General features: G+C 61.1%; 27 protein-coding genes and 1 pseudogene. 24 read left to right on the top strand and 4 right to left on the bottom strand.

The genetic code is table 11. From position 1 onward, the window contains the following. Nucleotides 1-629 precede the first annotated feature (629 nt). From rpmH to yidC, 4 genes and pseudogenes are all read left to right on the top strand, one after another. The gene (gene rpmH / locus RP6297_RS16170) at nucleotides 630-764 is read left to right on the top strand and encodes a 50S ribosomal protein L34 (RefSeq protein WP_003262958.1); all 135 of its coding nucleotides are present in this window, start codon (nucleotides 630-632) and stop codon (nucleotides 762-764) included. A 61-nt stretch (nucleotides 765-825) separates the two neighbouring features. Next, the gene (rnpA, locus tag RP6297_RS16165; RefSeq protein ID WP_015856165.1) at nucleotides 826-1,248 is read left to right on the top strand and encodes a ribonuclease P protein component; all 423 of its coding nucleotides are present in this window, start codon (nucleotides 826-828) and stop codon (nucleotides 1,246-1,248) included. Then, nucleotides 1,245-1,541 (top strand): annotated as a pseudogene (gene yidD, locus RP6297_RS16160) (membrane protein insertion efficiency factor YidD); the annotation flags it as partial. The gene rnpA and the pseudogene yidD, both read left to right, overlap by 4 nt. Before the next feature lie 147 nt (nucleotides 1,542-1,688). Further along, on the top strand, nucleotides 1,689-3,353 hold the full coding sequence (yidC, locus tag RP6297_RS16155; protein ID WP_037027904.1) for a membrane protein insertase YidC: 1,665 nt from the start codon (nucleotides 1,689-1,691) through the stop codon (nucleotides 3,351-3,353). 72 nt (nucleotides 3,354-3,425) lie between these two features. Here yidC and RP6297_RS16150 read toward each other — a convergent pair whose 3' ends face one another. Further along, entirely contained in the window at nucleotides 3,426-3,824 is a 399-nt protein-coding gene (locus RP6297_RS16150) for a VOC family protein (RefSeq protein WP_037027903.1), read from the bottom strand. Nucleotides 3,825-3,883: 59 nt separating this feature from the next. Here RP6297_RS16150 and mnmE point away from each other — a divergent pair, with 59 nt between their 5' ends. The 18 genes from mnmE (at nucleotide 3,884) to RP6297_RS16060 (ending at nucleotide 17,834) form a co-directional block, all read left to right on the top strand. After that, nucleotides 3,884-5,329, top strand: coding sequence for a tRNA uridine-5-carboxymethylaminomethyl(34) synthesis GTPase MnmE (gene mnmE, locus RP6297_RS16145; RefSeq protein WP_037027901.1), 1,446 nt, complete (start codon nucleotides 3,884-3,886; stop codon nucleotides 5,327-5,329). A 166-nt stretch (nucleotides 5,330-5,495) separates the two neighbouring features. Then, nucleotides 5,496-6,728 (top strand): tyrosine-type recombinase/integrase, encoded by a 1,233-nt coding sequence (locus RP6297_RS16140; RefSeq protein WP_037027900.1) that lies wholly within the window; start codon nucleotides 5,496-5,498, stop codon nucleotides 6,726-6,728. Nucleotides 6,729-6,832: 104 nt separating this feature from the next. After that, nucleotides 6,833-7,120 (top strand): hypothetical protein, encoded by a 288-nt coding sequence (locus RP6297_RS16135; RefSeq protein ID WP_037027899.1) that lies wholly within the window; start codon nucleotides 6,833-6,835, stop codon nucleotides 7,118-7,120. A gap of 2 nt (nucleotides 7,121-7,122) precedes the next feature. Continuing rightward, complete coding sequence (locus RP6297_RS16130; RefSeq protein WP_037027896.1) at nucleotides 7,123-7,377, top strand: hypothetical protein; 255 nt, start codon at nucleotides 7,123-7,125, stop codon at nucleotides 7,375-7,377. Between the two features lie 53 nt (nucleotides 7,378-7,430). Continuing rightward, the gene (locus RP6297_RS16125; RefSeq protein ID WP_037027894.1) at nucleotides 7,431-7,898 is read left to right on the top strand and encodes a hypothetical protein; all 468 of its coding nucleotides are present in this window, start codon (nucleotides 7,431-7,433) and stop codon (nucleotides 7,896-7,898) included. A gap of 800 nt (nucleotides 7,899-8,698) precedes the next feature. Continuing rightward, a complete protein-coding gene (locus RP6297_RS16120) occupies nucleotides 8,699-9,199 on the top strand; it encodes a hypothetical protein (RefSeq protein ID WP_144244001.1) in 501 nt (166 codons plus the stop codon). A gap of 109 nt (nucleotides 9,200-9,308) precedes the next feature. After that, nucleotides 9,309-9,551: a helix-turn-helix transcriptional regulator gene (locus tag RP6297_RS16115; protein WP_169743513.1), complete on the top strand. Its 243-nt coding sequence runs from the start codon at nucleotides 9,309-9,311 to the stop codon at nucleotides 9,549-9,551. A gap of 278 nt (nucleotides 9,552-9,829) precedes the next feature. Beyond that, nucleotides 9,830-10,117, top strand: coding sequence for a helix-turn-helix domain-containing protein (locus RP6297_RS16110; RefSeq protein ID WP_012435592.1), 288 nt, complete (start codon nucleotides 9,830-9,832; stop codon nucleotides 10,115-10,117). Between the two features lie 41 nt (nucleotides 10,118-10,158). Beyond that, on the top strand, nucleotides 10,159-10,449 hold the full coding sequence (gene tnpB, locus RP6297_RS16105) for an IS66 family insertion sequence element accessory protein TnpB (protein WP_004633551.1): 291 nt from the start codon (nucleotides 10,159-10,161) through the stop codon (nucleotides 10,447-10,449). Nucleotides 10,450-10,511: 62 nt separating this feature from the next. Next, nucleotides 10,512-12,041 (top strand): IS66 family transposase, encoded by a 1,530-nt coding sequence (gene tnpC / locus RP6297_RS16100; protein ID WP_009238807.1) that lies wholly within the window; start codon nucleotides 10,512-10,514, stop codon nucleotides 12,039-12,041. Nucleotides 12,042-12,124: 83 nt separating this feature from the next. Further along, a complete protein-coding gene (locus RP6297_RS22715; RefSeq protein WP_236636929.1) occupies nucleotides 12,125-12,271 on the top strand; it encodes a helix-turn-helix domain-containing protein in 147 nt (48 codons plus the stop codon). 181 nt (nucleotides 12,272-12,452) lie between these two features. Then, nucleotides 12,453-13,166 (top strand): helix-turn-helix domain-containing protein, encoded by a 714-nt coding sequence (locus RP6297_RS16090; protein WP_080725219.1) that lies wholly within the window; start codon nucleotides 12,453-12,455, stop codon nucleotides 13,164-13,166. A gap of 9 nt (nucleotides 13,167-13,175) precedes the next feature. Further along, a complete protein-coding gene (locus tag RP6297_RS16085; RefSeq protein WP_037028027.1) occupies nucleotides 13,176-14,981 on the top strand; it encodes a toprim domain-containing protein in 1,806 nt (601 codons plus the stop codon). Beyond that, nucleotides 14,978-15,298, top strand: a complete 321-nt coding sequence (locus RP6297_RS16080) for a hypothetical protein (protein WP_037028025.1) — start codon at nucleotides 14,978-14,980, stop codon at nucleotides 15,296-15,298. Before RP6297_RS16085 ends, RP6297_RS16080 begins: the two co-directional genes overlap by 4 nt. Then, nucleotides 15,295-15,714 carry a DUF5681 domain-containing protein gene (locus RP6297_RS16075; protein WP_037028024.1) on the top strand — a complete coding sequence of 140 codons (420 nt, stop codon included), beginning with the start codon at nucleotides 15,295-15,297 and terminating at the stop codon, nucleotides 15,712-15,714. Before RP6297_RS16080 ends, RP6297_RS16075 begins: the two co-directional genes overlap by 4 nt. After that, nucleotides 15,686-15,952: a hypothetical protein gene (locus RP6297_RS16070; RefSeq protein WP_037028019.1), complete on the top strand. Its 267-nt coding sequence runs from the start codon at nucleotides 15,686-15,688 to the stop codon at nucleotides 15,950-15,952. The genes RP6297_RS16075 and RP6297_RS16070 overlap by 29 nt, the downstream gene beginning before the upstream one ends. Nucleotides 15,953-16,161: 209 nt before the next feature. Next, nucleotides 16,162-17,097 (top strand): phosphoadenosine phosphosulfate reductase domain-containing protein, encoded by a 936-nt coding sequence (locus RP6297_RS16065; RefSeq protein WP_223293250.1) that lies wholly within the window; start codon nucleotides 16,162-16,164, stop codon nucleotides 17,095-17,097. A 2-nt stretch (nucleotides 17,098-17,099) separates the two neighbouring features. Further along, nucleotides 17,100-17,834, top strand: coding sequence for a class I SAM-dependent methyltransferase (locus RP6297_RS16060; RefSeq protein ID WP_051917724.1), 735 nt, complete (start codon nucleotides 17,100-17,102; stop codon nucleotides 17,832-17,834). Nucleotides 17,835-17,881: 47 nt separating this feature from the next. Here the strand turns inward: RP6297_RS16060 and RP6297_RS22710 are convergent, their stop codons facing one another. Further along, on the bottom strand, nucleotides 17,882-18,031 hold the full coding sequence (locus RP6297_RS22710) for a hypothetical protein (RefSeq protein WP_236636928.1): 150 nt from the start codon (nucleotides 18,029-18,031) through the stop codon (nucleotides 17,882-17,884). Between the two features lie 1,461 nt (nucleotides 18,032-19,492). Here RP6297_RS22710 and RP6297_RS16050 point away from each other — a divergent pair. Continuing rightward, a protein-coding gene (locus tag RP6297_RS16050) for an IS3 family transposase (protein WP_198286346.1) occupies nucleotides 19,493-20,634 on the top strand; the annotation gives its coding sequence in 2 pieces (ribosomal slippage) (nucleotides 19,493-19,745 and nucleotides 19,745-20,634; 1,143 coding nt in all). Between the two features lie 540 nt (nucleotides 20,635-21,174). Next, nucleotides 21,175-21,834 (top strand): hypothetical protein, encoded by a 660-nt coding sequence (locus RP6297_RS16045; protein ID WP_037028031.1) that lies wholly within the window; start codon nucleotides 21,175-21,177, stop codon nucleotides 21,832-21,834. A gap of 321 nt (nucleotides 21,835-22,155) precedes the next feature. On the opposite strand, the gene RP6297_RS16040 is transcribed toward RP6297_RS16045, so the two are convergent. Together RP6297_RS16040 and rpsU are read right to left on the bottom strand one after the other, a co-directional pair. After that, on the bottom strand, nucleotides 22,156-22,407 hold the full coding sequence (locus tag RP6297_RS16040) for a hypothetical protein (RefSeq protein ID WP_037028771.1): 252 nt from the start codon (nucleotides 22,405-22,407) through the stop codon (nucleotides 22,156-22,158). 340 nt (nucleotides 22,408-22,747) lie between these two features. Beyond that, a complete protein-coding gene (gene rpsU / locus RP6297_RS16035; RefSeq protein ID WP_003262970.1) occupies nucleotides 22,748-22,960 on the bottom strand; it encodes a 30S ribosomal protein S21 in 213 nt (70 codons plus the stop codon). Nucleotides 22,961-23,154 lie beyond the last annotated feature (194 nt).

Below are 23,154 nucleotides of genomic sequence, written 5' to 3'. Positions count from 1 at the left end.
CGTTATCGTTAGGTGTTTGACCGGCGCCACACGCGTCTGATGACGTCCCCGGGAGGGCCGGCCGCCGGGCTCCTGGCGCAGGCCAGAAACCGGGTGGCTTTCGTTATTGGAACGGGATTGTACCCCCGGCCGAAAGTTATCCACAAAGGATAAGTCTGTGGATAACCTGTGGACCTGCTGTGAGTAGCGGTGGACAACCGATTTTCTTGACTTGCCGCAAACCCAGTCCCGACAAGGCTTTTCGCAGAGCACCCCAAGCCGCACAAGGCGATAGGGACAACTCACCGGCGGGTGGATTTCGGGCGCGAAGCGCACGTTATCCCCAATCAGCAAGGCTTGACAGATGTGGGAAATGCCGCTTAAATGTCGGGTTCTGCGATGCGCAGCAGGGGAGCGCACGCTTGTTCGTGTCAGATGCGGGGCGAAAAACACTTCGTCGCGACTGATCCGGCTTAGGCCCGATGCTCTCGGTGCCCGATGTTCCGGTGACACCCTAGACCTGAACAACATAGCGCACGGCAGTCTGCGTGGGCGATTTCTCTGACTGAATCGACACCAGGCCGCGGCGGTAGCCCTAGGCCCGGCGCGTGCGGCAATGTCCGCACCACCCATTAACAAGAGAGTGCATCATGAAGCGTACCTATCAACCTTCCGTTACCCGTCGCAAGCGCACCCACGGTTTCCGTGTCCGCATGAAGACCCGCGGTGGCCGTGCTGTGCTGAACGCACGCCGCGCCAAGGGCCGTAAGCGCCTGGCCATCTAAAGACGACCGCGCCAAGGGCGGCGGCTTCGGCCGTTGCTCATGGCTCTGCGGCACGCTGGCGATGGGCCTGCACGCCTACCCCAAGGCCGCGAGGCTGACAAAAACGGATGAGTTTTCATCCGTTTTTGCTTTGCGGCCGGTCCGGCGTAGTCGTCACTTCGTGCTGTATGTGCGCGCCAACGGCGCTGCCCAAGCACGCCTTGGCGTGGTGATCGGCAAGAAATTCGCCAAGCGCGCTGTCGAGCGCAACCTCATCAAGCGCCAGTGCCGCGAGTTGTTCCGCCTGCGACAGCCGCTGCTGGGCGGGCGCGATGTGCTGATCCGCTTGCAGGCAAAGTTTCCGCGCCAAGACGTGCCCACCGTGGCGGCCTTCAAGCGCATCTGTCGAGAAGAACTGGTGCATCTCTTTGAGGTTGCCGCGCGTCCATTGCCGGCCCCACCGTCGGCCGCACCGTCCCAGCCCACCGCTGGGAGCACGCCATGACGCGCGTGCTGGTGATTCTGCTGCGCATCTACAAAGTGGCGTTCAGCCCGCTTGTGGGCGCGCAATGCCGTTTTCTCCCGACCTGTTCCGACTACGCGCGCGATGCCGTGCTCGCTCATGGGCCCGGTTACGGCAGTTATCTTGCGGCAAAACGTCTATGCCGCTGCCATCCGTTCGCACAAGGCGGGTATGATCCTGTGCCGCCCGCTGCTGGCGACGCTGTGCCCCGCTCCACCGATCCCGCATCGACCGACGCGACCGCAGCTGACTCCCAGCCTGCGCGGCCGTCGATCCAGGCAGTGCCGGAAAACGTAGCGAGCAGTCCGAGGTTGGACCGAGAAGCGCAACCGTACAAGGGTACGGCGAGCATCGCAGGTTCAAGATTGGGCTGCGCAGCCGTTTTTCGGCGCTGGCTTCACCTTCCCAGACCGTAATCCGACATGGATATCAAACGCACCATTCTCTGGGTGATCTTCTCGCTGGCGGTTGTCCTGCTGTTCGACAACTGGCAACGCGCGAATGGCCACCAGTCGATGTTCTTCCCGACACCGCAAACGGCCACCACGACGGCCGCTGCGCCGGGCAGCACGCCCGCAGGCGACGTGCCGAGCAACGCCTCCACGACGGCAGCCGCCGGAGCGCAGACCGCCCCGGCCACGGGCGCGGCTTCACAAGCACCGGCTTCGGAAAAGATCGTCATCTCGACCGACCTGCTGCGGGCCACGATCGACACCGCTGGCGCCATCGTGACCAAGCTGGAACTGCTTGACCAGAAGGACCACGACGGCAACCCGATGGTGCTGTTCGACCGCAGCGTCGAGCGTACCTATCTGGCGCGCTCGGGCCTCATCGGCGGCGATTTCCCGAACCACACGACGGTGTTCACGGCATCGGCCGGCCCGCGCGACCTGGGCACGGGCAACGATGTCTCGATCACGCTGACGGCCGACAAGGGCGGCGCCAAGCTGGCCAAGACGTACGTCTTCAAGCGCGGCAGCTACGTGATCGACACGCGCTTCGACGTGACCAACGACGGCACTGCGCCGATCAACCCGACGCTGTATATGGAACTGGCCCGCGATGGCGGCGCTGTGGAGCAATCGCGCTTCTACAGCACGTTCACCGGCCCGGCCGTGTACACCGACGGCGACAAGTTCCACAAGATCACCTTTGCCGACATCGACAAGGGCAAGGCACAGGTGCCGGCCCCGACCGACAGCGGCTGGGTGGCGATGGTGCAGCACTACTTTGCATCGGCTTGGATTCCGGCAGACAACGTCAAGCGCGAGTACTACGTCAACCGCGTCGATACCAACTTCTACCGCATCGGCATCCAGGAGCCGCTGGGCACCGTGGCGCCGGGCGCCAGTGTGTCGGCCACGGCACGTCTGTTCGCCGGCCCGCAGCAAGCGCGCATGCTTGAGTCCATCACGCCGGGCCTGGACCTGGTGAAGGACTATGGCTGGCTGACCATCGTCGCCAAGCCGCTGTTCTGGCTGCTGGAAAAGATTCACGCACTGCTGGGCAACTGGGGCTGGTCGATCGTTGCACTCACCGTGCTGATCAAGCTGGTGTTCTTCCCGCTGTCGGCCACGAGCTACCGCTCGATGGCCAAGATGAAGGACCTGCAGCCGCGCATGACGGCCATCCGCGAGCGCCACAAGGGCGATCCGCAGAAGATGAACCAGGAAATGATGACGCTGTACCGCACCGAGAAGGTCAATCCGCTCGGCGGCTGCCTGCCGATCGTGATCCAGATTCCGGTGTTCATGGCGTTGTACTGGGCGCTGCTGTCGTCGGTCGAAATGCGCGGTGCGCCCTGGATCGGCTGGGTGCACGACCTGTCCACGCCCGACCCGTTCTACATCCTGCCGGTGCTGATGGCCGTGTCGATGTTCGTGCAGACCAAGCTGAACCCGACCCCGCCGGACCCGGTGCAGGCCAAGGTGATGATGTTCATGCCGATCGCGTTCTCGGTGATGTTCTTCTTCTTCCCGGCCGGCCTGGTGCTGTACTGGGTGGTGAACAACTGCCTGTCGATCGCGCAGCAATGGTCGATCAACCGCATGCTGGGCACCAACAACAAGGCGGCACCCGCCAAGTAAGGCGAATGCGCTTCAGCAAAAAGGGCACCTCCAGGTGCCCTTTTTCATGCCCGCCAGAAACGCTTCAAGACCTCAAACCGGTGCGTGGCAAACGGCTTCGATGTTGTGACCGTCGGGGTCGCGCACAAACGCGGCGTAGTAATTCCGGTGATAGTGCGCGCGCACGCCGGGCGCGCCGTTGTCGGTGCCGCCGGCAGCCATCGCAGCGGCGTAGAACACCTCCACCTCGCCACGCGTATCGACGCGAAAGGCCACGTGCAGCGGCGGCTTGTTCGGCGCCTGCCCCGCCATCGCCGCCGAAATCCAGAACTCCGCCTTGCCCGGCGGGCCAAAGCCGGCCACGTCGGTGTGGCCTGTCACGGCGGCGGGAAACTCCAGCACCTTGGCCAGGCCAATGGCGCCGAGCGCCTGTTCGTAGAACCGCTTGCTGGCGTCGAAATCGCTAACGACGACGCCGGTGTGATCGATCATCCGAATCTCCTTGGTTGGAAACTGGCGCGCAACGGCGCGGCTGCCGCACAATACCGCCCATGACCGCTGCTGACCAACCCACGGCCTTGCCGAACGCTTCCGCTGCGCCGCGCGCGCCCATCCTCACCATCCCCATCGCTGCGATTGCCACCGCGCCGGGGCGGGGCGGCATCGGCGTGGTGCGCGTATCGGGGCCCGACGTGCGCGCCGTCATGCAAGCCTTGTGCGGACGTGTGCTGACGCCACGCCAGGCAACCTACCTGCCGTTCCTCGACGCCGAGGGTAATGCCATCGATCGGGGCATCGCCCTGTGGTTTCCGGCGCCGCATTCCTACACGGGCGAAGACGTGCTGGAGCTGCAGGGCCACGGCGGCCCGGTGGTGATGCAACTGCTGCTGCAACGCTGCCTGACCGCCGGCCGCGAGATCGGCCTGCGCGTGGCCGAGCCCGGCGAGTTCACGCGCCGCGCCTTCCTCAACGACAAGATGGATCTGGCGCAGGCCGAGGCCGTCGCCGACCTGATCGAGGCGAGCACCGAAGCTGCCGCACGTTCAGCCGCGCGCTCGCTCGAGGGCGCGTTTTCTCAGGCAGTGCATGCGTTGGTTGAGCGCGTGATCCATCTGCGCATGCTGGTAGAAGCGACGCTGGATTTTCCCGAGGAGGAGATCGACTTCCTGGAGGCGTCCGACGCGCGGGGCCAGCTCGCCGGCATTCGCACGGCCGTCGATGGCGTGCTCGCGCAGGCTCGTCAGGGGGCGCTGCTGCGCGAAGGCCTGCACGTGGTGCTGGCGGGGCAGCCGAATGTCGGCAAGTCGTCGTTGCTCAATGCGCTGGCCGGCGCGGAACTTGCCATCGTCACGCCGATTGCCGGCACCACGCGTGACAAGGTGCAGCAGACGATTCAGATTGAAGGCATCCCGCTGAACATCGTCGACACGGCGGGCTTACGCGATACGGAAGACGAAGTCGAGCGCATCGGTATCGAGCGCACCTGGGCCGCCATCGCCCGCGCCGATGTCGTGTTGCATCTGCTGGACGCGACGGACTATCGCGCCAAGGGCCTCTCGCCCGAAGACACCGCAATCGACGCCCGCATTGCCGAACACGTGCCTGCCGGCGTACCGACCCTGCGCGTCATCAACAAGATCGACCTCTCGGGCGTAGCTATACCGGGCCGCGTGGATGCCGAACCGCCCGAGGTGTGGCTCTCGGCGCGCGATGGCCTGGGCGTCGAACTGCTGCGCGCGGCGTTGCTCGAGATTGCCGGCTGGCAGGGCGGCGGCGAGGGGCTTTACCTCGCCCGCGAGCGCCATCTCGCGGCGCTGCGCACGGCCCGCGAACATCTCGCCACGGCGGCGGAGCACGCGGCACAGCAAGCGGAATCGCTGGATCTGTTTGCCGAGGAACTGCGGCTTGCGCAGGAGGCGTTGAACAGCATTACGGGGGCGTTCTCCAGCGATGATTTGCTGGGGGTGATTTTTAGCCGGTTTTGCATCGGAAAATGATTGGCTGCCCAGGGATGCCCGAGGTTGCCAAGAACACCCCAGCAAACCATTGTTTAACAAGGAATTATTGGCTCGCGTTGCCCAACGATTCCCATTGACACCCAGCGATCTATAGTACACAGTAAAGTACACAAACCCATTGTGTACCGATCTCTGTGTACTAAAGATGCCTCGGACAGTCCCTCCCCTCACCGACACACGCATCAAGGCCCTCAAGCCGAAGACCGCCCGTTACCAAGTAGCGGATGGCGGTGGCCTGGTGCTAGAGATCATGGTGTCGGGGTCCAAGGTCTGGCGGTACCGCTATTCGCTGCACGGCAAGCAGCAGCCCCTGGTGACGATCGGCGACTACCCGGCCGTCAGCCTGACCGCCGCGCGTGAGCGAGCCCGCAAGTACGCCGAGATCGTTGCATCGGGCGCGTCTCCTATCGCCCAATCCAAGAAGGATCGAGGTGCCGACGTAGCACCAGCCACCCTGCGAGAGTTCTCCGACCAGTGGTTCGAAGCAACGATTGCCGATAAGTCCGAGGACTACCGGCGCGGGGTGCGGCGCGCCCTCGACAAGGACATCCTCCCCGCCATCGGCTCAAAGCCGCTCACAGAAGTCACGCCCGGCGATGTACTGGCGCTCTGCGACAAGATCAAGGCTCGCAGCGCCCCCAAGATGGCCCTCTTCACACGCAACGTGCTCAAGCGCATGTATGAGTACGCTGTTGCCCGCCACGTCGCCACGACAAACCCAGCTCAAGCTCTCGTTGCCCGCTTCATCGCGACCCAGGAGAGCCGCACCCGCGTTCTGGCGCCGGATGAGATTGGTAACGTCCTGCGCTCCATCTACGCCTCGGACATCCGCCGCCTGCACAAGCTGGCCCTGCACCTGCTCATCCTGACGATGGTGCGCAAGTCCGAATTGATCGAGGCACGCAAGTCGGAGTTCGATCTGGATGCCGCGATCTGGCGCATACCTGCCGAACGCATGAAGAAGGACAAAGAGCACTGGGTCTATCTGTCAGCCCAGGCCGTCGCCATGCTGCGCGAGATTTTCGCGCTCACCGAGGGCAGCGCATTCCTGTTCCCGACCAGTCGCGGCGGCAAGGACGTGCCCATCGCTAAAAACACACTGAATCAGACAGTCCGCACGCTCGACATGGAGGTTCAGCACTTCGTGCTGCATGACTTCCGCCGCACCGCATCGACACACCTTCACGAGATGGGCCAGTCGTCAGACGCCATCGAGAAGGCGCTTGCTCACAGCATCAAGGGGATCAAAGGCGTCTACAACCGCGCCGAGTACGCAGAGGAGCGGCGTCGCATCCTGCAGCTCTGGGCTGACTTCGTTGACGCGCAGATCTCGGAGGAAAGGAAGGTAGTGATCGGCCGCTTCGGCAACGCTGCCTAGGGTTTGTTGGACCGCGCCTGACGGCATCAGGCAAAGCGGCAGGAACGATGTTGGCGCATCGAACCTGCCTGACCACAACACGGCCTATTAAGGAGGTTCGTACCATGGCTGAAGCAGATTTTAGCAACGCTACCAAGCAAGAGCTCCGCATTCGCACCAATCGCGGGGGAAACAGGGTATTCGAGAACGCTCGAGAGATGCTGTTCTTCGCAAAGGAGACGGCTAGTGACCTGGCTTCGCTAACGGTCATCATCCAAGAAGCCACCGATGCACAGGCTGAGCCGGGGTTCCTCGCCCGCTCCATCGGAGCTATGAACGATATGGCTTGGCAATTGGAGCAAGCGTTAGAAATTCTCTGTGCAGCAGAAGAACGGCAGCGCAAGGGGGCCTGATCATGGCAAACGCAGATGAAGTGAAGGCGGCTGCAAGCGACGTGAACTCCGCAATTGGGCTCATTCAGAGCCTTTGCAGATTCGCCTATAAGGCTGAAGACACGGAGGATTTCGAAGCCTTCCATGGCCTGATGTGGGATCTCTTGCCCCAGATTGGGTTGCGCCTGGATTGTGCAAAGGCGGCGCTGGGGAAAGGGCGAACTGGCTTTTTTGCCGATGGCACGATGAGTGGCATGTTTTCCGCTAACGCCAACTAACAATATCCCGCGCCTGCGTCTGTCCGCAGGCGCTTTACTTTTCGGAGCTGATCATGAGGCTCGAACGATACGAAGTGCGTGACCGCGCCTATGGTGCATGGCACCGCGCCCCCTCCATTGGCCGTTATCTCAAGGGAGCACAGGCCGAAGCGCTGACCATGGCGGACCTGGACTCTGTGCTCTTCACCGAGTACGAGAATGGCAGCAAGCTTCCGCTCGCACTGGTAGAGGTGGCACGCGACATTGGCCAGGACAAGCCCGCTGGAGTTCTCCGGAAGCTCGCGGAAATGGCTGATGTACCGGCGTTCGTGGCGCTCTACACACTATCGGAGCGGGCCAACCCAACCAACCCGAACTGGTGCGACATCGAGGCGTTCCGAGTACAGCGTCTCTGGCCTCGGCCTGAGAGCCGTTGGCGGATGCTTACCCCTGCGCAATGGGCTCGGGCGCTCGTGCAGATCCGCAGTTGGCAATTGCGGCGATTCACTACAAGAGAACCTGCGAACGACCCCCACTACTAGGAGGCGATATGAAACAGAGAGATGTTGCGACGACTAAGCTTCGGTGGGTTGGAGACGACCTTGCTGTTGATTGGGACAATCCTGCGCTAATTTCGCTCGCTGATCAGCAGAACAGATGTCATTACGTCAGCTTGGCTGAGGCCCTCAATCTAGCCAACGATATAGAACCTTCCGGTCTAATGCGCATCACCTCCGCTGCGTGCTTCGCGTATGAGCATGGCTATCTTTGCGCCGCAGATGCCAAAGCATGGAGCCAATGGTCCGCGCAACAGTAGCGATCCGATGTTGCATCTGAAGGCGGGGATAGTCGTGCTAAAGCGTATAGCAGTGGTTTTCTGGTGGTGCGGGATAGCGGTCTTAGCCATAACAGCATGGCAAACCGCAGTAGACCTCCAAAAGGTTGTCGGGTGTGACGATGTCAAAAGAGATTTTGCTGACTTGAACGCCGAATGGGACAAGCGGTTCGCCGCAGCCACGAGGAATTCAAGCCCTACCGAAGACCGAGTGGCGAGAGTGCTTCGAGGTTCAGCAAACATAGATGTGCCCGGGTTGAAGGAGGCCAGGGAAAAATCGGAAGCCTGCGATCTTGCTCTCGGACGCAAGTGGTCCTCTTTGTACGGCGTGATTCTGGCAATTCCGCTCTTCGCTATTTGCTTTGTGCTTGGTGGGACATTCTGGCGACCTCCCAAGCTGACGTAACAACGTCGGTTAAATGCCGCGCCTAGATCGGCCAATCGAAAACCGGGCACCCTACCTGGCTGGCGCGGCGACCATCATAGGGTAGCGCTCAGGGACGCTTGATGAACGATAAGACGAACATAGAAGGTGATGCTGCGACGTTTGTCGAACGGCTTCTGCGCGATAGAAAGCGCCACCTTCTGGCCATCAAGCTGAGCGCGCCGGATCGAAGCACATTGGAATGGGAACTGGCCAGTGCACGAGCGCTCATTGGTGAGTATCGATCCCAGCTCAGCGAAGCCATGCGACAGCGAGGGGAGTTCGATCGAATGAACAACATCCTCGTGGAAGCTCTGAGCAACGCCCCTGACATCATCCGTTCAAATGATGCAAAACAGCGAGCATCGGCGCGACATTCCAATTCGGTGCAAGCCGAGCATAAGCGCATTGCGCGCGAGTGGTTTGACCGCTGGTGTGCTCAACCGGAAACCCACGCAACAAAGGAAGAGTTCGTAGAGTGTTTTCTTGATGTCAATCCAGACAGCGTATCGGCCAGGGCACTTCGTGAGTGGCTCACAATGTGGAGCAAAGAGAAGGGAGTGGCTCCATGGAGACGGTCCTGATATGCACGTCTACTAGTAGACGTGCACGCCTGCCTGTACACGTGTTTTAAGGCGCAGCTGAGAGAAATAGAGTGGAACGCATGCAAACGACGCCTAGGAGCGACAAAGCATGCGTGCAGTCAGCGAAATCCACAAAGTCCCGGAAACCCTTCCCTCGGTTGGGTTCTCTCGCTGGAGCCAGCTCCAGTATTTCATCCCCGTAAGCCGCGAGACATGGCGGAAGCTGGTTAAGGACGGGCGGGCACCGCAGCCCCAACGTTGGACCGAGCGTTGCACCGTCTACAGCAATGCCGAGGTACATCGCTGGATGCAAAATCCGGCCGCCTACCAAGCGCAAGCAATCGCTGCGTAAGGGGGCGACATGTCGGAAAAAACAAAAGCCGCTCCCAACGGGGAAGCGGCTAAATCTCAAAAGCAAACTGAGTCTAGCCCAAATTCCGCCGCAGCGCAGCGGGATCGCATTCTTACGTAAGCACCCGGTGAACCCGTCTTGAAGGGGACCCGCGTAGCAAGGAGCATCGTGTCCATCTAGTTCTAGGTGGACACGTGGACACTATCGAAGAGAGCGCGCCAATACGGCGCCGACGTCGGCATAGCGCCGAGTTCAAGGCCAAGGCAGTGCAGGAGTGCATGCAGCCGGGTGTTTCGATCGCGGCGATAGCCCTGCACCATCGCCTCAATGCGAATCTGCTGCGGCGCTGGGTCGCCGAGCAGGAAGCAAAGAATGGCGCGCCTGAGGACCGCGAGTTGATGAGGGTGCCGCAAGGCGAGTTCATCCCGTTGCGGATCGGCGAGCCGACCACTGCCGTGCCGGACATCCAGATCGAAGTCCGCCGTGGCGCGACGACGATCAGTCTTCGCTGGCCGGGATCGGCCGCAGCGCAGTGCGCCCAGTGGCTGCAAGGGTGGTTGCGTTGATTCGGGTGGACGCGATCTGGTTGGCCGTGGAGCCGCTGGACATGCGCGCCGGTACCGAAACGATCCTCGCGCGGGTCGTCAAGGTGTTCGGCGCGGCACGCCCCCACCACGCCTACCTGTTTGCCAATAAGAGTTCGACGCGCATGAAGGTGCTGGTCTACGACGGCTTCGGCATCTGGCTGGCCGCGCGGCGCCTCAACAAGGGGCGCTTCATCTGGACGAACGGCGACCAGGCGATCGCCACGGCGCTCAATCCCGAGCAATTGCGTGCGCTGGTGACGGGGCTGCCTTGGCAGACGCTCACCCACGACCACGCGATCACGGTCGTGTAATACCCCCAAAGCCGTAAACTGGCTTCCTTCCAGAGGACTTGGGGTTCTGGCAGACTCGCCGCATGAACCTACCCACCAACCTCGATGCCCTGAGCCCGGACGAACTGCGCACACTGGCTGCGCAGTTGATGGCCCAGGTCGGCGAGAAGGACCGGGAGTTGCGGTACCGGCAAGCCAAGATCGACCAGCTCACACACGAGCTGGCCATCCACAAGCGCTGGAAGTTCGGCAAGCGCAGCGAGCAACTGACATCTGAACAGGCGAGTCTGCTGGACGAAGCCATTGACGCAGACCTCGAGGCGATTGAGACCGAACTGGAAGCGCTCCTGCCGTCGTCCAAATCTGAAGCCAAGAGCAAGCCCAAGCGCCAGGCATTGCCGCCGCAGTTGCCGCGCACCGACATCCACCACGAGCCGGACGCAGAGACCTGCACCTGTGGGTGTGCGCTCAAGCGCATTGGCGAAGACATCAGCGAGAAGCTGGACTACACGCCGGGCACGTTCACCGTGGAGCGTCACATCCGCGGCAAATGGGTGTGCGATCAGTGTGAGACGCTGGTGCAGACGCCGGTGCCACCCCACGTCATCGACAAAGGCATCCCGACGGCCGGACTGCTGGCACATACGCTGGTGTCCAAGTTCGGCGACCACCTTCCCCTGTATCGGCAGGAGCGCATCTATGCGCGCGCCGGTCTGGCCATCCCGCAATCGACACTGGGCGCGTGGGTGGGCATCTGTGGCGTGCGTCTGCAACCGCTGGTGGACGCCCTGCAAGAAGAGGTTCTGAGCCACGGTGTTCTGCACGCCGACGAAACGCCAGTGCAGATGCTCGCGCCCGGCAATGGCAAGACGCACCGCGCCTACCTGTGGGCCTATGCGCCGAGCGAGTTCGAGAAGATGCGCGCGGTGATTTACCAGTTTGCGCCCAGCCGCAGCGGCGAGCACGCTCGCGCGTTCCTGGGGCAGTGGCAAGGCAAGCTGGTATGTGATGACTTCGCCGGCTACAAGGCCAGCTTCGACGGTGGCGTCACTGAGATCGGTTGCATGGCCCATTCGCGGCGCAAGTTCTTTGAACTGCACGACAAGCACAAGAGCGAATTGGCGGGCCAGGCACTGCGCTACATGGTGAGCTTGTACGAGATCGAGGCGCAAGTGCGGGATGCTGAGCCAGACCAGCGCCTGGCAGCGCGGCAACAAAGGGCTGGCCCGATTCTAGAGCGGCTGCACGCCTGGCTCGAGGAACAGCGACGCCGCGTCCCAGACGGCTCGGCGATCGCGCGGGCCATTGACTACAGCCTCAAGCGGTGGCCGGCTCTCGTGCGTTACCTCGACGACCCGACGGTGCCCATCGACAACAACCACGTCGAGCGACAGATCCGGCCGGTTGCCCTGGGTCGCTCCAATTGGTTGTTTGCAGGCTCACTGCGCGCCGGTCAACGCGCGGCTGCCGTCATGAGCCTGATCCAATCGGCCAAGCTCAACGGGCACGATCCCTACGCCTATCTGAAAGACGTCCTCACGCGACTGCCGACCCACAAGGCGGCCGACATCGCCGAACTGCTCCCGCATCGCTGGACGCCCAGCGCCACCTAGCTGGCAAGACGGGTTCACCGGGTGCTTACATTCTTACGGCTCTCCGGAATGGTCCACTGACTACGCTCCAAGCGCGCAGCGAATTGGACACGCTGCATCCGGCCGCCCGCGTTCAGGAACTGCGGGCAGAGGGGCACCTCATCACTACCGTGTGGACTTGGGATTTCAGTGCTGCTGGATTCCCTCATCGTGTCGCGCGGTATGTACTGATGCCGGAGGTGAGCGTATGAGCGCCGTACTCAATCGCCCTGCTACAGCGCCGATGGCGTCGCGGCACCTTCGCCGAATTCCCCACGGCGGTATCGCCCTATACGAGACGCTGAAGGCCGCTTGGCTCTCCGCGAACCCCGATGCGTCCCCTGCCGAATACGAGGCAGCCATGGTGCGTTTTGCACGTTTGGCGGGGGTGTGATGGCCATCAAGATCATGTCTCTTGTTTGGGAAGGCTATCCGGGCGGCGGCTCGGATCTCCTGGCCATGTTGGCACTCGCAGATTGGAGCGACGACAACGGGCGCTGCTACCCCTCCATGTCCTCCATCGCGACAAAGACGCGCCTGTCCCGTTCGCAGGCTCAGCGTGTTGTCCATGGTCTGATCGACTCCGGGTTTGTCCAGGTCATCGGCAACGAGTTGGGCGGGGCACCCGGTGCAACCCGCCAATATCGAATCGTTCTGACCAAGCTGACGGGTAGCACTAACGCTACCCCTACGGGCCGCACCGATGCTACGGGTAGCGTGCATGCGACGGGTAGCGCCCATGCACAAGACGGGTCGCATGGATGCGCAGAGACGGGCCGCATGGATGCGACCCAAACCGTCATTGAACCGTCAATAACCGTCAAGAGAACGCACACGTCAAAAAATCGACCGAAATCCGCGAACGGAAAAATTCCATTGCCGGAAGGTTTCGCAATCTCGGAAGGCGTCCGCAAGTGGGCGAAGGCGAACGGTCACCAGAACCTCGAAGCGCACTTCGAGTACTTCATCGACACCGTGCAGGCGAACGGGAACGTCTACGCCAACTGGGATGCTGCGTTCAAAAAGGCGGTGGCAAATGACTGGGCCGGTCTGAATCGCCGGTACAGCAGCCGGTATGCCGACGCTGCGGCTCGCTTCGAGAACTGAGGTGACGGCATGAACTGGAACGAAGTTTCGAACCGTCTCGCCCTGGAAGCCGAAGCTGTTGCCGGGATGCTGCTGCCCAACGGCAAGCGCCAAGGTCCCGAGTGGGTTGCGGGCAGCGTGGAGGGCGAAGCTGGTGAATCGCTCAAGGTACGCATCACCGGCAACAAGGCCGGGGTTTGGAAGGACTTCGCCACCGGCGACGCTGGCGACCTCGTAGACCTGTGGGCAGCCGCAAAGCGAATAACGCTCAAGGAAGCGTTTTTCGAAGCACGCCGCTACCTTGGTATACCCGACCCGTCTTTCGTGGTTCCTACCCGGGTCTATTCGCGCCCTAACCGCCCTGCAGTGGTGAGCCCCGCCGGTCGCGTGCTCAAGTATCTGACCGAGGAGCGGAAGTTGTCTCTGGAGACGATCCGCGCCTTTAAGGTTGCCGCAAGCAAGGAGGACGACGTGATTGTCTTTCCGTACCTGCGGGATGCCGAGCTGATCAACCTAAAGCATCTCGCACTCGAGCGAGACGGCAAGGGTAAGAAGCGCACTTGGCAATCGGCTGGCGCTGAGCCGTGCCTGTTCGGTTGGGATCTGGTTCCCGACAGCGCCAAGGCGGTGTTGATCGTTGAGGGCGAACTGGACGCCATGAGCCTCTATGAGTACGGCATCGCGGCTTTGTCAGTCAATCAGGGCGCCGGGAATCACCAATGGATCGACAGCGATTTCGATCGCCTGGAGCGCTTCCCGGAAATCTTCCTGTGGTTCGACAACGACGATGCCGGGCAGAAGGGCGCGCGCGAAGTGGCGCAACGATTGGGCCTGGATCGCTGCCGGATCGTCAAATTCCGCCTGAAGGATGCCAACGAGGCATTGCAGCAAGGTGTGACGGCAGAAGAGATCGGCGAAGCGTTGGATGCTGCGGAGCGCATCGAACCGGCGGACCTGCGGTCTCCTGCCGCGTACTTGGATGATGTGCTGGCGATGTTCCGGGATGGTCCTGTCAACACCGTTGGCGCCGCGCTTCCGTGGCCGGCATGGTCTGACAAGGTAAGGCTCCGCCCCGCTGAGCTGTCCATCTGGACCGGCATCAACGGTCACGGCAAGAGCGACCTGCTGGGCCAAGTCTGCGTGGATCTAATCCGCCAAGGCGAGCGGGTTTGCATCTTCTCCGGCGAGATGAAGCCGGCCACGGTGCTGCGCCATCTGACCATTCAGGCCTGCGCCACCTCAACGCCGACCGAGAGGTTTGTGCGTGCCGCCAACGAATGGATGTGCGGCGCCCTCTGGCTCTATGCCCACGTTGGCACGATCAGCCAAGACAGCCTGATGGAGGCATTCCGCTATGCAGCAAAGCGGTACCGCGTCACCCATTTCGTTGTGGATTCGCTGCTGAAGTGCGGCATCGCAGAAGACGACTACAAGGCTCAGAAAGCATTCCTGGACCGCCTGTGCGACTTCAAGAATGAGTTCAACGCGCATGTCCACTTGGTAGCGCACGCGCGCAAGGGTGAGAGCGAGGACAAGGCACCGGGCAAGCTGGACGTTCGCGGCGCTGGCGCAATTACCGACCTGGCCGACAACGTCTTTACGGTCTGGCGCAACAAGCGCAAGGAGCTCGCCGGAGAAGAAGCGGATCGGGACGTGGAGGACGGCCGCCTGTACTGCCACAAGCAGCGCGCAACTGGATATGAGGGCGCTCTGCGCCTCTGGTTTGATCCGAGCAACCTGCATTTCCGCCAGCGCGTGGACTGGCGAGCGAAACCATACGTGGACCTCCACAGCGGGCCGGCCACCGAGCATTCGGACAACAGGAGCATCGCATGAACTGCCAACCAGGTGACCTGGCCATCATCGTTGGGAGCGGTCTGCGTAATGACCCGGACATCGGAAAGATCGTCAAGGTTGTCGAAGCCGTTCCGAGCGACGGAGAGCCGTGTTGGGGCGTGGAATGCAGCGTGCCGTTGCTCGTGAGTCTCCCGACCGGCGAATTGCAATACGCCCGTGATGCGTCGATCGCGGACCGACATCTAAAGCCGATCCGCGGCGGCGATCTACCGATGACCAGTACGAACGCCACGCCGCGACGAACAGTCGTCGCGTTGTGCGCCGATCTGCATTTTGCAGAGGAAAAGCAGGTATGAAATTCAAACCGGGCCAGTCAGGCAATCCAGCGGGCAAGCCCAAAGGCGCAAAGGACAAGCGCACGGCCTTGCGAGAGCTGCTGCTACCGCACGCCGCTGACCTCGTGAAAAAGGCAGTGGATATGGCTCTGGCAGGCGACGCAACGGCATTGCGGATCTGCATTGATCGGCTGATTCCGGCGGCGAAAGCCAAGGATTCCCCGATCACACTGGACGGTCTGAGCGGATCGCTAGGGGAACAGGGACAAACCGTCGTGAATGCGCTAGCGGGTGGTCAGCTGACTCCGGACGAAGCCAATGCCGTGATGAGCGTGCTTTCGGCGCAAGCACGAATCATCGAAGTGGACGAGCTGGAGAAGCGTCTTGCCGCACTAGAGGAGCGAACCAATGGCAACCAACATCCGATCGCGCATTAAGCAGCTGGAAGAGCGCAGTGGGAGCGCAAAACAGCTCATCGTCATTTTGAACCGCTTCTCCGGAGGCGATTCCGCCGATGTTGCGGCAGTCCTCGTGAATGACAAACGTCACGAGTGCTGCGCGGGAGAGACGGCGCAGCAACTGCAGGAGCGCCTCATTGCGGATATTGAGCGGCAGCACAGCCCTGGCCTGTTCGTTGTACGGCAGGTCCATGAAGAGCAGGAGAAACAGCGATGAGCGAGAAACGGGAAGGCGAGAGCCGCCACTTCGAGGCCACGGCCGTTACATCGTGGACATTTATCCCTGGGTACACCCGGCCGGCCGCGACAGAGGCTGCCGCAGTGGCACCCGCTGACGAAGGGCACGGAAGCAAACTTCGGGAGGAAGGGGGAACCCGGGCAGGCCTCCAGACGCCGCCTTTGCTGATGATGTGAGGGAGCGAGGACATGGCACCTACGATGGAGACAGCGGAGTTGGCGAATACCGTTCGAGACCGGATTGCAGTGTCCGCTCCCTTGGGAAAGACGGTGCTTGCCGCCCCGATGCCTGAGGACGAGGATCTATTGCGTCATGCCTTGAAGGTCGCGCAATCCATTCACATGATCGAACGGACCATACAGACGCACCAGCGCCCAGTGCTCCTGTTTTCGGGCGGCAAGGACTCGCTGGCTTGCTTGTATCTGCTGCGTCCATGGTGGAACCGAGTGCTCGTCATGTGGGCCAATGCAGGCGACCCGTTCCCGGAAACCGTCGAGCAGATGGAACGTGTGCGGCAGCTCGTTCCGAACTTCGTGGAAGTCGAGGGGCCGGGCTACGTTCGAGGACACTCACCGGAGCAGACGTACCCGGCAGATATGGTGCCACTGAGCGCAACACCGGTGGGACGTATGGCCGAAGCGTCCGCACCGAGATTCAAAGTCCATTCGAAGTTCGAATGCTGTTGGAGCAACTGGTGGCTGCCCATGTACAACAAGGTCAATGAGTTGGGCATTGACCTTGTGATTCGTGGCGATCGCGAGGATGAGAAATTGACCAACAACTACGCCTTGAGCGGTGGCCACGATCCCAATGACCGCACATTCCTGTTTCCACTGCGCAACTGGTCGAAGGATGACGTATTCGCTTACCTGCGCGCTGAGGGTGTCGAGATTCCGCACTCCTATGCCTACGGGATGGGCTCGCTTGATTGTCTGCACTGCACGGCATGGCTCAACGAGAGCGGCAACAAGCTGCGTTACCTGCGGGACCGTCACCCTGATGCAGCCGCCGAATACGAGCGGCGCCTGCGCTTGATCCAGTCCGAGCAGGAGCGGCACGTTCGCCTGATGAAAATTGCGCTGGGCGAATTGGAGCCGGTTGGCGATGAAGGGGCGGGAGATTGACGATGAACGACTACGCCGAAGAGATCAAAATTGCCCATGCCATCGCCTTCTATGAGAACGATGCGCTCGTTGGTGAAATGACGGTTGCATTGGTAGCGGAAGGTCAACGCATCCTGCAAATCTTCCGATTTAGCGAAGATGATGCCGAGCATGTTGCCGCTTTGGCGACGCTAGCGCGCTTTCCGAATAGCGCTCACGTGTTGGACATTGGTTGTGGCGTCGGCGCTGTCGCAGAGATCATGCACGCACTACGTCCGGACCTGAGCTTCACGCTTCAGAACTGCTCGGCAGCCCAACTTGCCCTGTGCCAGGACTTCCCGAAAATCCATGGCGACATGGAGGCGATAGATGCGCCAGACGGCGCGTTTGATGGCGTGATGGCCAATTACGCCATGGGGCATGCGGATCTGCAGCCATTCTTGCGCGAGGCTGCGCGCGTACTGCGCCCTGGTGGCGTGTTCTTTGCCTATGACCTTACGACACTCAATGTGCGTGGGTTCGCCGAAGCACTGGGCTACGTGCCATATGTGCCCGAGGACGTTGTCCGCGCTGCCCGCGCCGCCGGGTTTGCCGAGACTGAATCGGTCGAGTTACCGCAGGCGTGCATATCGAGCTTTTGGCGCGCAGGCTGCGCGGCTATGCCTGAGAGAGCCGGCGTCGCCCTTAAAGCGATGCCGATTGCGTATCGGTTCGTGCGGGAAGGCCCGCAGATGGCTGCCGGAGGGCAGCAGGCATGATCGACGGCGCAATTGCCGGGAAGGTATGTGGCCGGCCGGAAATTCGGTCAGGGAAGGGCGGCAAAGCGGCCGTGGTTGTCCGAATACGTGCCGCTGCTGCCGGTGGTGAGGGTGTTCAGGTCAATGTGGCAGCCTACGTGCACGAGGTGCGAGAGGTCCTGCTCAGCCTTGATGACGGTGCGACTGTCGTGCTGCAAGGCAGGATCACTCCCTCGCTCTGGAAGGACGAGGCTGGCACCGTCAAACCCGCCTTGGAGATGGAGGCGACGGCGGTGCTCAGCGCCCACGTGTCCGGTTGAATGAGTGCGCAAATCTGAGCCTATCCGCCGATCGCACAGGGCCCCGCCGAACAAGAAGCAGTAAGGATCAATCGCAACCGTTTTTTTTCTCGCCTCCGCTGTGCGATTGCGATCACCGTGTTGTCGGAAGGTGACACACGTAGTTTGCGCTCCGGAAGAGCATCACTTTGCGAAAGCACCTGCCGAGCCGATGCCGTCGCGGAAATCGAAATGCGTCACTCTGTAATCGAGACGACCACGCTATGACACGCCCGCCTCTGCGCACGGGCCACAGCTGAAATGGCTTGCGGAATCCAAAAGCGGGATTTACTCTGCACCTGCAAACCTCGCCTTGATGAAGGCATCGAATGTCAGCTGGGACGCATCCAGCCATGAAATGTAAGCTCGCACTGCGAGCGCGGTGGCCACGCCATCGTATGAACTGTTGAGTAGGGCCTACGCCCTAAGTCCGTCCATAGTTTTTGGACCGACATCAATGCGCGCCACCACTAGACGCCGTTATTGCCTTCCGTGTTCTGCGGAGTAGCAAACCCGTTTGTTCCGTGTGCCGACTATCGGCAATCAACTTGAGACGCGCTATCACGCGCCCCTGCGAAGCCTTCGCACGCCTATCGCACCGCCTTTCACCAAGGCTCCGCGCTGACGTGTTGATCGCTTACGCCTGCAATCGATCCCCGACGTACCGGGGCATCCAGCAACTGACGCGGTCGAAGTGTGGCGCCCTCGATCGATCGACAACGCCGAATTCAACGGAACAGACGGGAGAAGTGTGACCCCACCAGATGGCCCTCGATTTGAGGGCTGTTGGGGGCTACGCCAGCTTGCTGGCGCAGAACACTCGCTAACTCACCAATCGAGGCTCGTGCCCCTGTCTGTTGTCTCCTCGGCGCCTTCGCGTCGGCACACCGTTGCCCATTGTGGGAGACGACATGGGGTCGAGCCTCAGAACTGGATCGATTGGGGGTGTTGATGTCTCACGTATCACTGACGGCCGACCTGTGCCGTGCCGCGCGCCGTGGGCGCGGGAAACAGGCGAATCTGACCTACAAAGCCAGGGAGCAGGCGCTTCGGCGCGATTCATCGGGGTCGTTATATGACTGAGATGCCATATTATGCCCGATGGAAACCTCAACTTTTGAGCAGGAGCACACCGATGCCCACGCTATCGTTTTTTAGTACACAAGTTAGTACACAACTCGAGCCACAGGCATGGAAAACGGCTTAATGAAGCCATCTACAGACCATTACTAGGTTCTGCATCGAAAATAATTGGCTGCTCTGACCCTACACCAAGAAACAGTACCGCTGAGAAGTAGAGAATCCGGCATGATTTTCACGATTTGAAATGGAAGACATGCCATGAAGACGAGCAAGTTCACTGAGGCGCAGATAGCGTTCGCGCTCAAGCAAGCGGAACTGGGTACGAAGGTCGAGGAGGTGTGCCGCAAGCTGGGCATCAGCGAAGCGACGTTCTACAACTGGAAGAAGAGGTACGGGGGCGTCGGCCCTTCGGAGCTGCGCCGGATGCGGCAGCTCGAGGAGGAGAATGCGAAGCTCAAGCGGCTGGTGGCGGACCTGAGCCTGGATAAGGCCATGCTGCAGGACGTGCTCTCAAAAAAGCTCTGAAGCCTTCCCGCAAGCGCACGCTGATTGACGAGTTGCGTGACCGCTATCGTGTGAGCCTGACTAAGGCTTGCGCGTTGTTCCACATGTCACGCTCGCTGTATGGGTATCGGTCGGTTGCTCGGGACTCGTCGGCATTGCTTGCACGCATCAAAGAGATAGCGGCCACACGCGTGCACTACGGCTATCGCCGGGTGCACGTGATGCTGCAGCGGGAAGGCTGGAAAGACAATCACAAACGTGTTTATCGCTTGTACCGGGCCGAAGGTCTGTCGCTGCGGCATAAGCGTCCCAAGCGCAACAAGTCGGCGCGGCTACGCCAGCCCAAGAGCATCGTCACGGCTATCAACGAAATCTGGAGCATGGACTTTGTATCCGATGCCTTGTTTGATGGTCGGCGCCTGCGCGCGTTGACCGTGGTGGACAACTACACCAGAGAAAGCTTGGCCATCGAAGTCGGCCAAAGCCTGAAGGGGGAAGACGTTGTGCGAGTGCTTGACGCAGTGGTTGCCGAGCGCGGCGCGCCTCAGACCATCAAGGTGGACAACGGCAGCGAATTCATCTCGAAGGCGATGGACCGGTGGGCATACGAGCACGGCGTGGAACTCGACTTCAGCCGGCCAGGCACGCCGACCGACAATGCCAAGGTGGAAAGCTTCAACGGGCGGTTCCGGCAGGAATGCCTGAACGAGCATTGGTTCTTGTCCTTGGACGATGCTCGGAGCAAAATCGCCGACTGGCGGAGGTACTACAACGAGAGCCGTCCCCACTCCGCACTGCAGTGGGCGACACCCGCCGAATTCGCCCGTCAGGCAAGGAAAAACACCTCGGCGGACGAATCAACGACGCCGGAAATCTCCACTTCTGGACGGTACTAATTCCGGTGTAGGGTCAGTAGGGTCAACGCGGCGCCCCGCCCCCAGCACCGCAACTTGCACCGGCTCGATACAAGAGTATTCCCGCATACGTGGCGATCCACACGTGTTCATCCGATTCACGGACCGCTTAGCCCCGTGCGGGAACTGACCACGGGATACCACGCATCAAATCTGATACATCCAGCCCGTCTGGCGCGCTCACGATCCGTGACCGCCATGCAAACCTCCCGCCACTACTGGGTTTGCGCCCGATGGTTCGCTCCTTGCAGTTATCCCAACGCGACCGGTGCGAGTGTCGACGGAGCAATGTCGACCATCGCACGAAGGCGTTGAAGAACGGCGCAATCGGGGATTGGATCGAGCAAGGGCGCGACAGACCGCGGTGGTTATGCCGCACCCCTTAGCGTTACCTGCAGTCCGATAAACAGCGAAAACAACAGGGGGACGTTGCGCCAGTGAAACGCCGAGTGCGTTGCGGGGACAGACCTAACCGCTTAAGTCGATACGCCCTCGGCCTGGCACACGTCAGGGGAGAGGCCCGTGAAAAAGACCATCTATTTGTGGGTAGCAATAGGGGAGATGTTCGTTGGCAGCACGCAGGCGCAGGAGATATTTTTGCAAGGCGGTACACAGGGTGCCGGCATTGGGGCGGCGGTAAGCTTCAATTCGATGCTTGGCGCGCATGTCGATTTCAACGCGATCAACTTGTCGCACAACTTCAGCTTCGGCGGCAATCGCTATCAGGACGACATTCGACTTCGCCAAGGGGGCATTTACGCCGATATCTTCCCTTTGCGCGGCAGCGGCTTTCGAACAACCGCTGGCGTACGGTTCTCCGATGACGAGCTCAGCGGCACCTCGGTGCCGACCAATGGCACATACACGTTCGCGGGTAGAAAGCTTCGGGCGTTACCGGGCATGTATGCCGTTGCAAAAGCCCGATATCCAACCGTGATGCCATATTTCGGCATCGGCTACGGCCATCGGCCGGCCTCAAAGGGGTTCGGCTTCATTGCGGACATCGGTGTCGCTTACGGCATACCAAAGTCTTCCTATACCTTGTCGCCGCAGTTGGCCGCAAAGGTCGGCCCCGTGAATAGCCACCTTATTGCAACGAATGGCCTGCAGGAGTTGCAACGCGAGATGTCGCGTTATCGCTGGTATCCGGTAATACAAATCGGGGTGTCATATCCGTTCTGAATGAGGCCCCTGTTACACCGGCGCGCCAAAGCGGGGCGCTGAAACGACTTGATGCTTGCAACAGCAGAAAACACGCGATGGCGTTTGAATACACGCAGGTGGCCGGGATGTCCGCGCCTGCGGCAGGCAGCGCCGAGAAGTCGGACAAGAACGCGTTTGCACCAAATCCGGCATGAACGAGGCATGCGTCACAAGGGCCGGTTTGAATTCCAGCGCCGCTTGGGCTACGAGCGGGCATGAAACGGAGGCTGGCTCATCGTGCAATCGTAGAATATGAGCCCGACTGGCGCCCATCTAAATTGCTCACTGTTGACCCCTCGCTCAATCCCGTCCCCAACGCCAGCGCGGCGGCTCGCCCTTCCACCAACAAACGAGCACCAGCAGCGCCGTGACGCCCGCCACGTACACCACAAAGCTTGACTGTGTAGTGCCCGGGTGCAGTCCGATGATGCCAACCACCAGCAATACGGCATAGATGGCGAGCACCACCCAGCCCTGCCAACGCGAAGGCAAGCCCCATCCCCAGCCGTAGCGCTTGGCGGGGAACCAGTTCTCGTTGGGATCGGTAGGCAGCATCGTTCTGGGGAAACGCGTGCAGAGGATGGTCGCTACTGTACTCCCGCACAGGATCGGCGCAACAAACGCCAACAGCCAGCCGGTCATTTACCGCTGGCGGATGTCGTTTGCAACAGAGAAGGGCGCGCAGGGCGAACCGAAGGGGCGGACAATGGCGCACGGGCCATCAACCGCATCTTGCTAGCTTCTGTATCGGGGAGTGGAGCGTTGGTTGAATCCGGAAAGGCTTCCGGTACGCACGAGGCGTTACGAACCAAGCTCGGCGGAACGGAGGTCGATTGACTTCACACCGCCAGCGGCAGCACCCGATTGGTGCTACCGAAACAATCGCGCGATCTTAGTAGAGCTTCTTCGGCAGCATTTGCGAACGCAGGCGTTTACGCGTACGCGACACGGCAGCAGCCTTCTTGCGCTTGCGCTCGGTCGTCGGCTTTTCGTAAGCGGTGCGGGCGCGCAGTTCCTTGATCAGGCCAGTGCGCTCGATTTCACGGCGGAAGCGGCGCAGTGCAACTTCGACCGGCTCGTTTTCTTTCAGACGGATGGTGGTCATCGGGTCCCTTGCTCAGTATTCGGGTGGACGGCGAAACGGCAGATTATATACCGCCCAGAGGGCGTGCAGTGTAGTTGAATCTGTTTACCGATGCAAGGCACTTCCGATTGTGGCGAGAATGCCATTTCTTGCCGCCATTTTGGGCAGAGGCGTGGCCTTGATGCTACGCCGCGAGCAACCCGCCGGCGGCAGGT

The sequence above is a fragment of the Ralstonia pickettii genome (genome assembly GCF_016466415.2).
Classification (GTDB): domain Bacteria; phylum Pseudomonadota; class Gammaproteobacteria; order Burkholderiales; family Burkholderiaceae; genus Ralstonia; species Ralstonia pickettii.
Note: the sequence above shows the minus strand (reverse complement) of the source record. Positions and strands in the feature narration are given on the sequence as shown.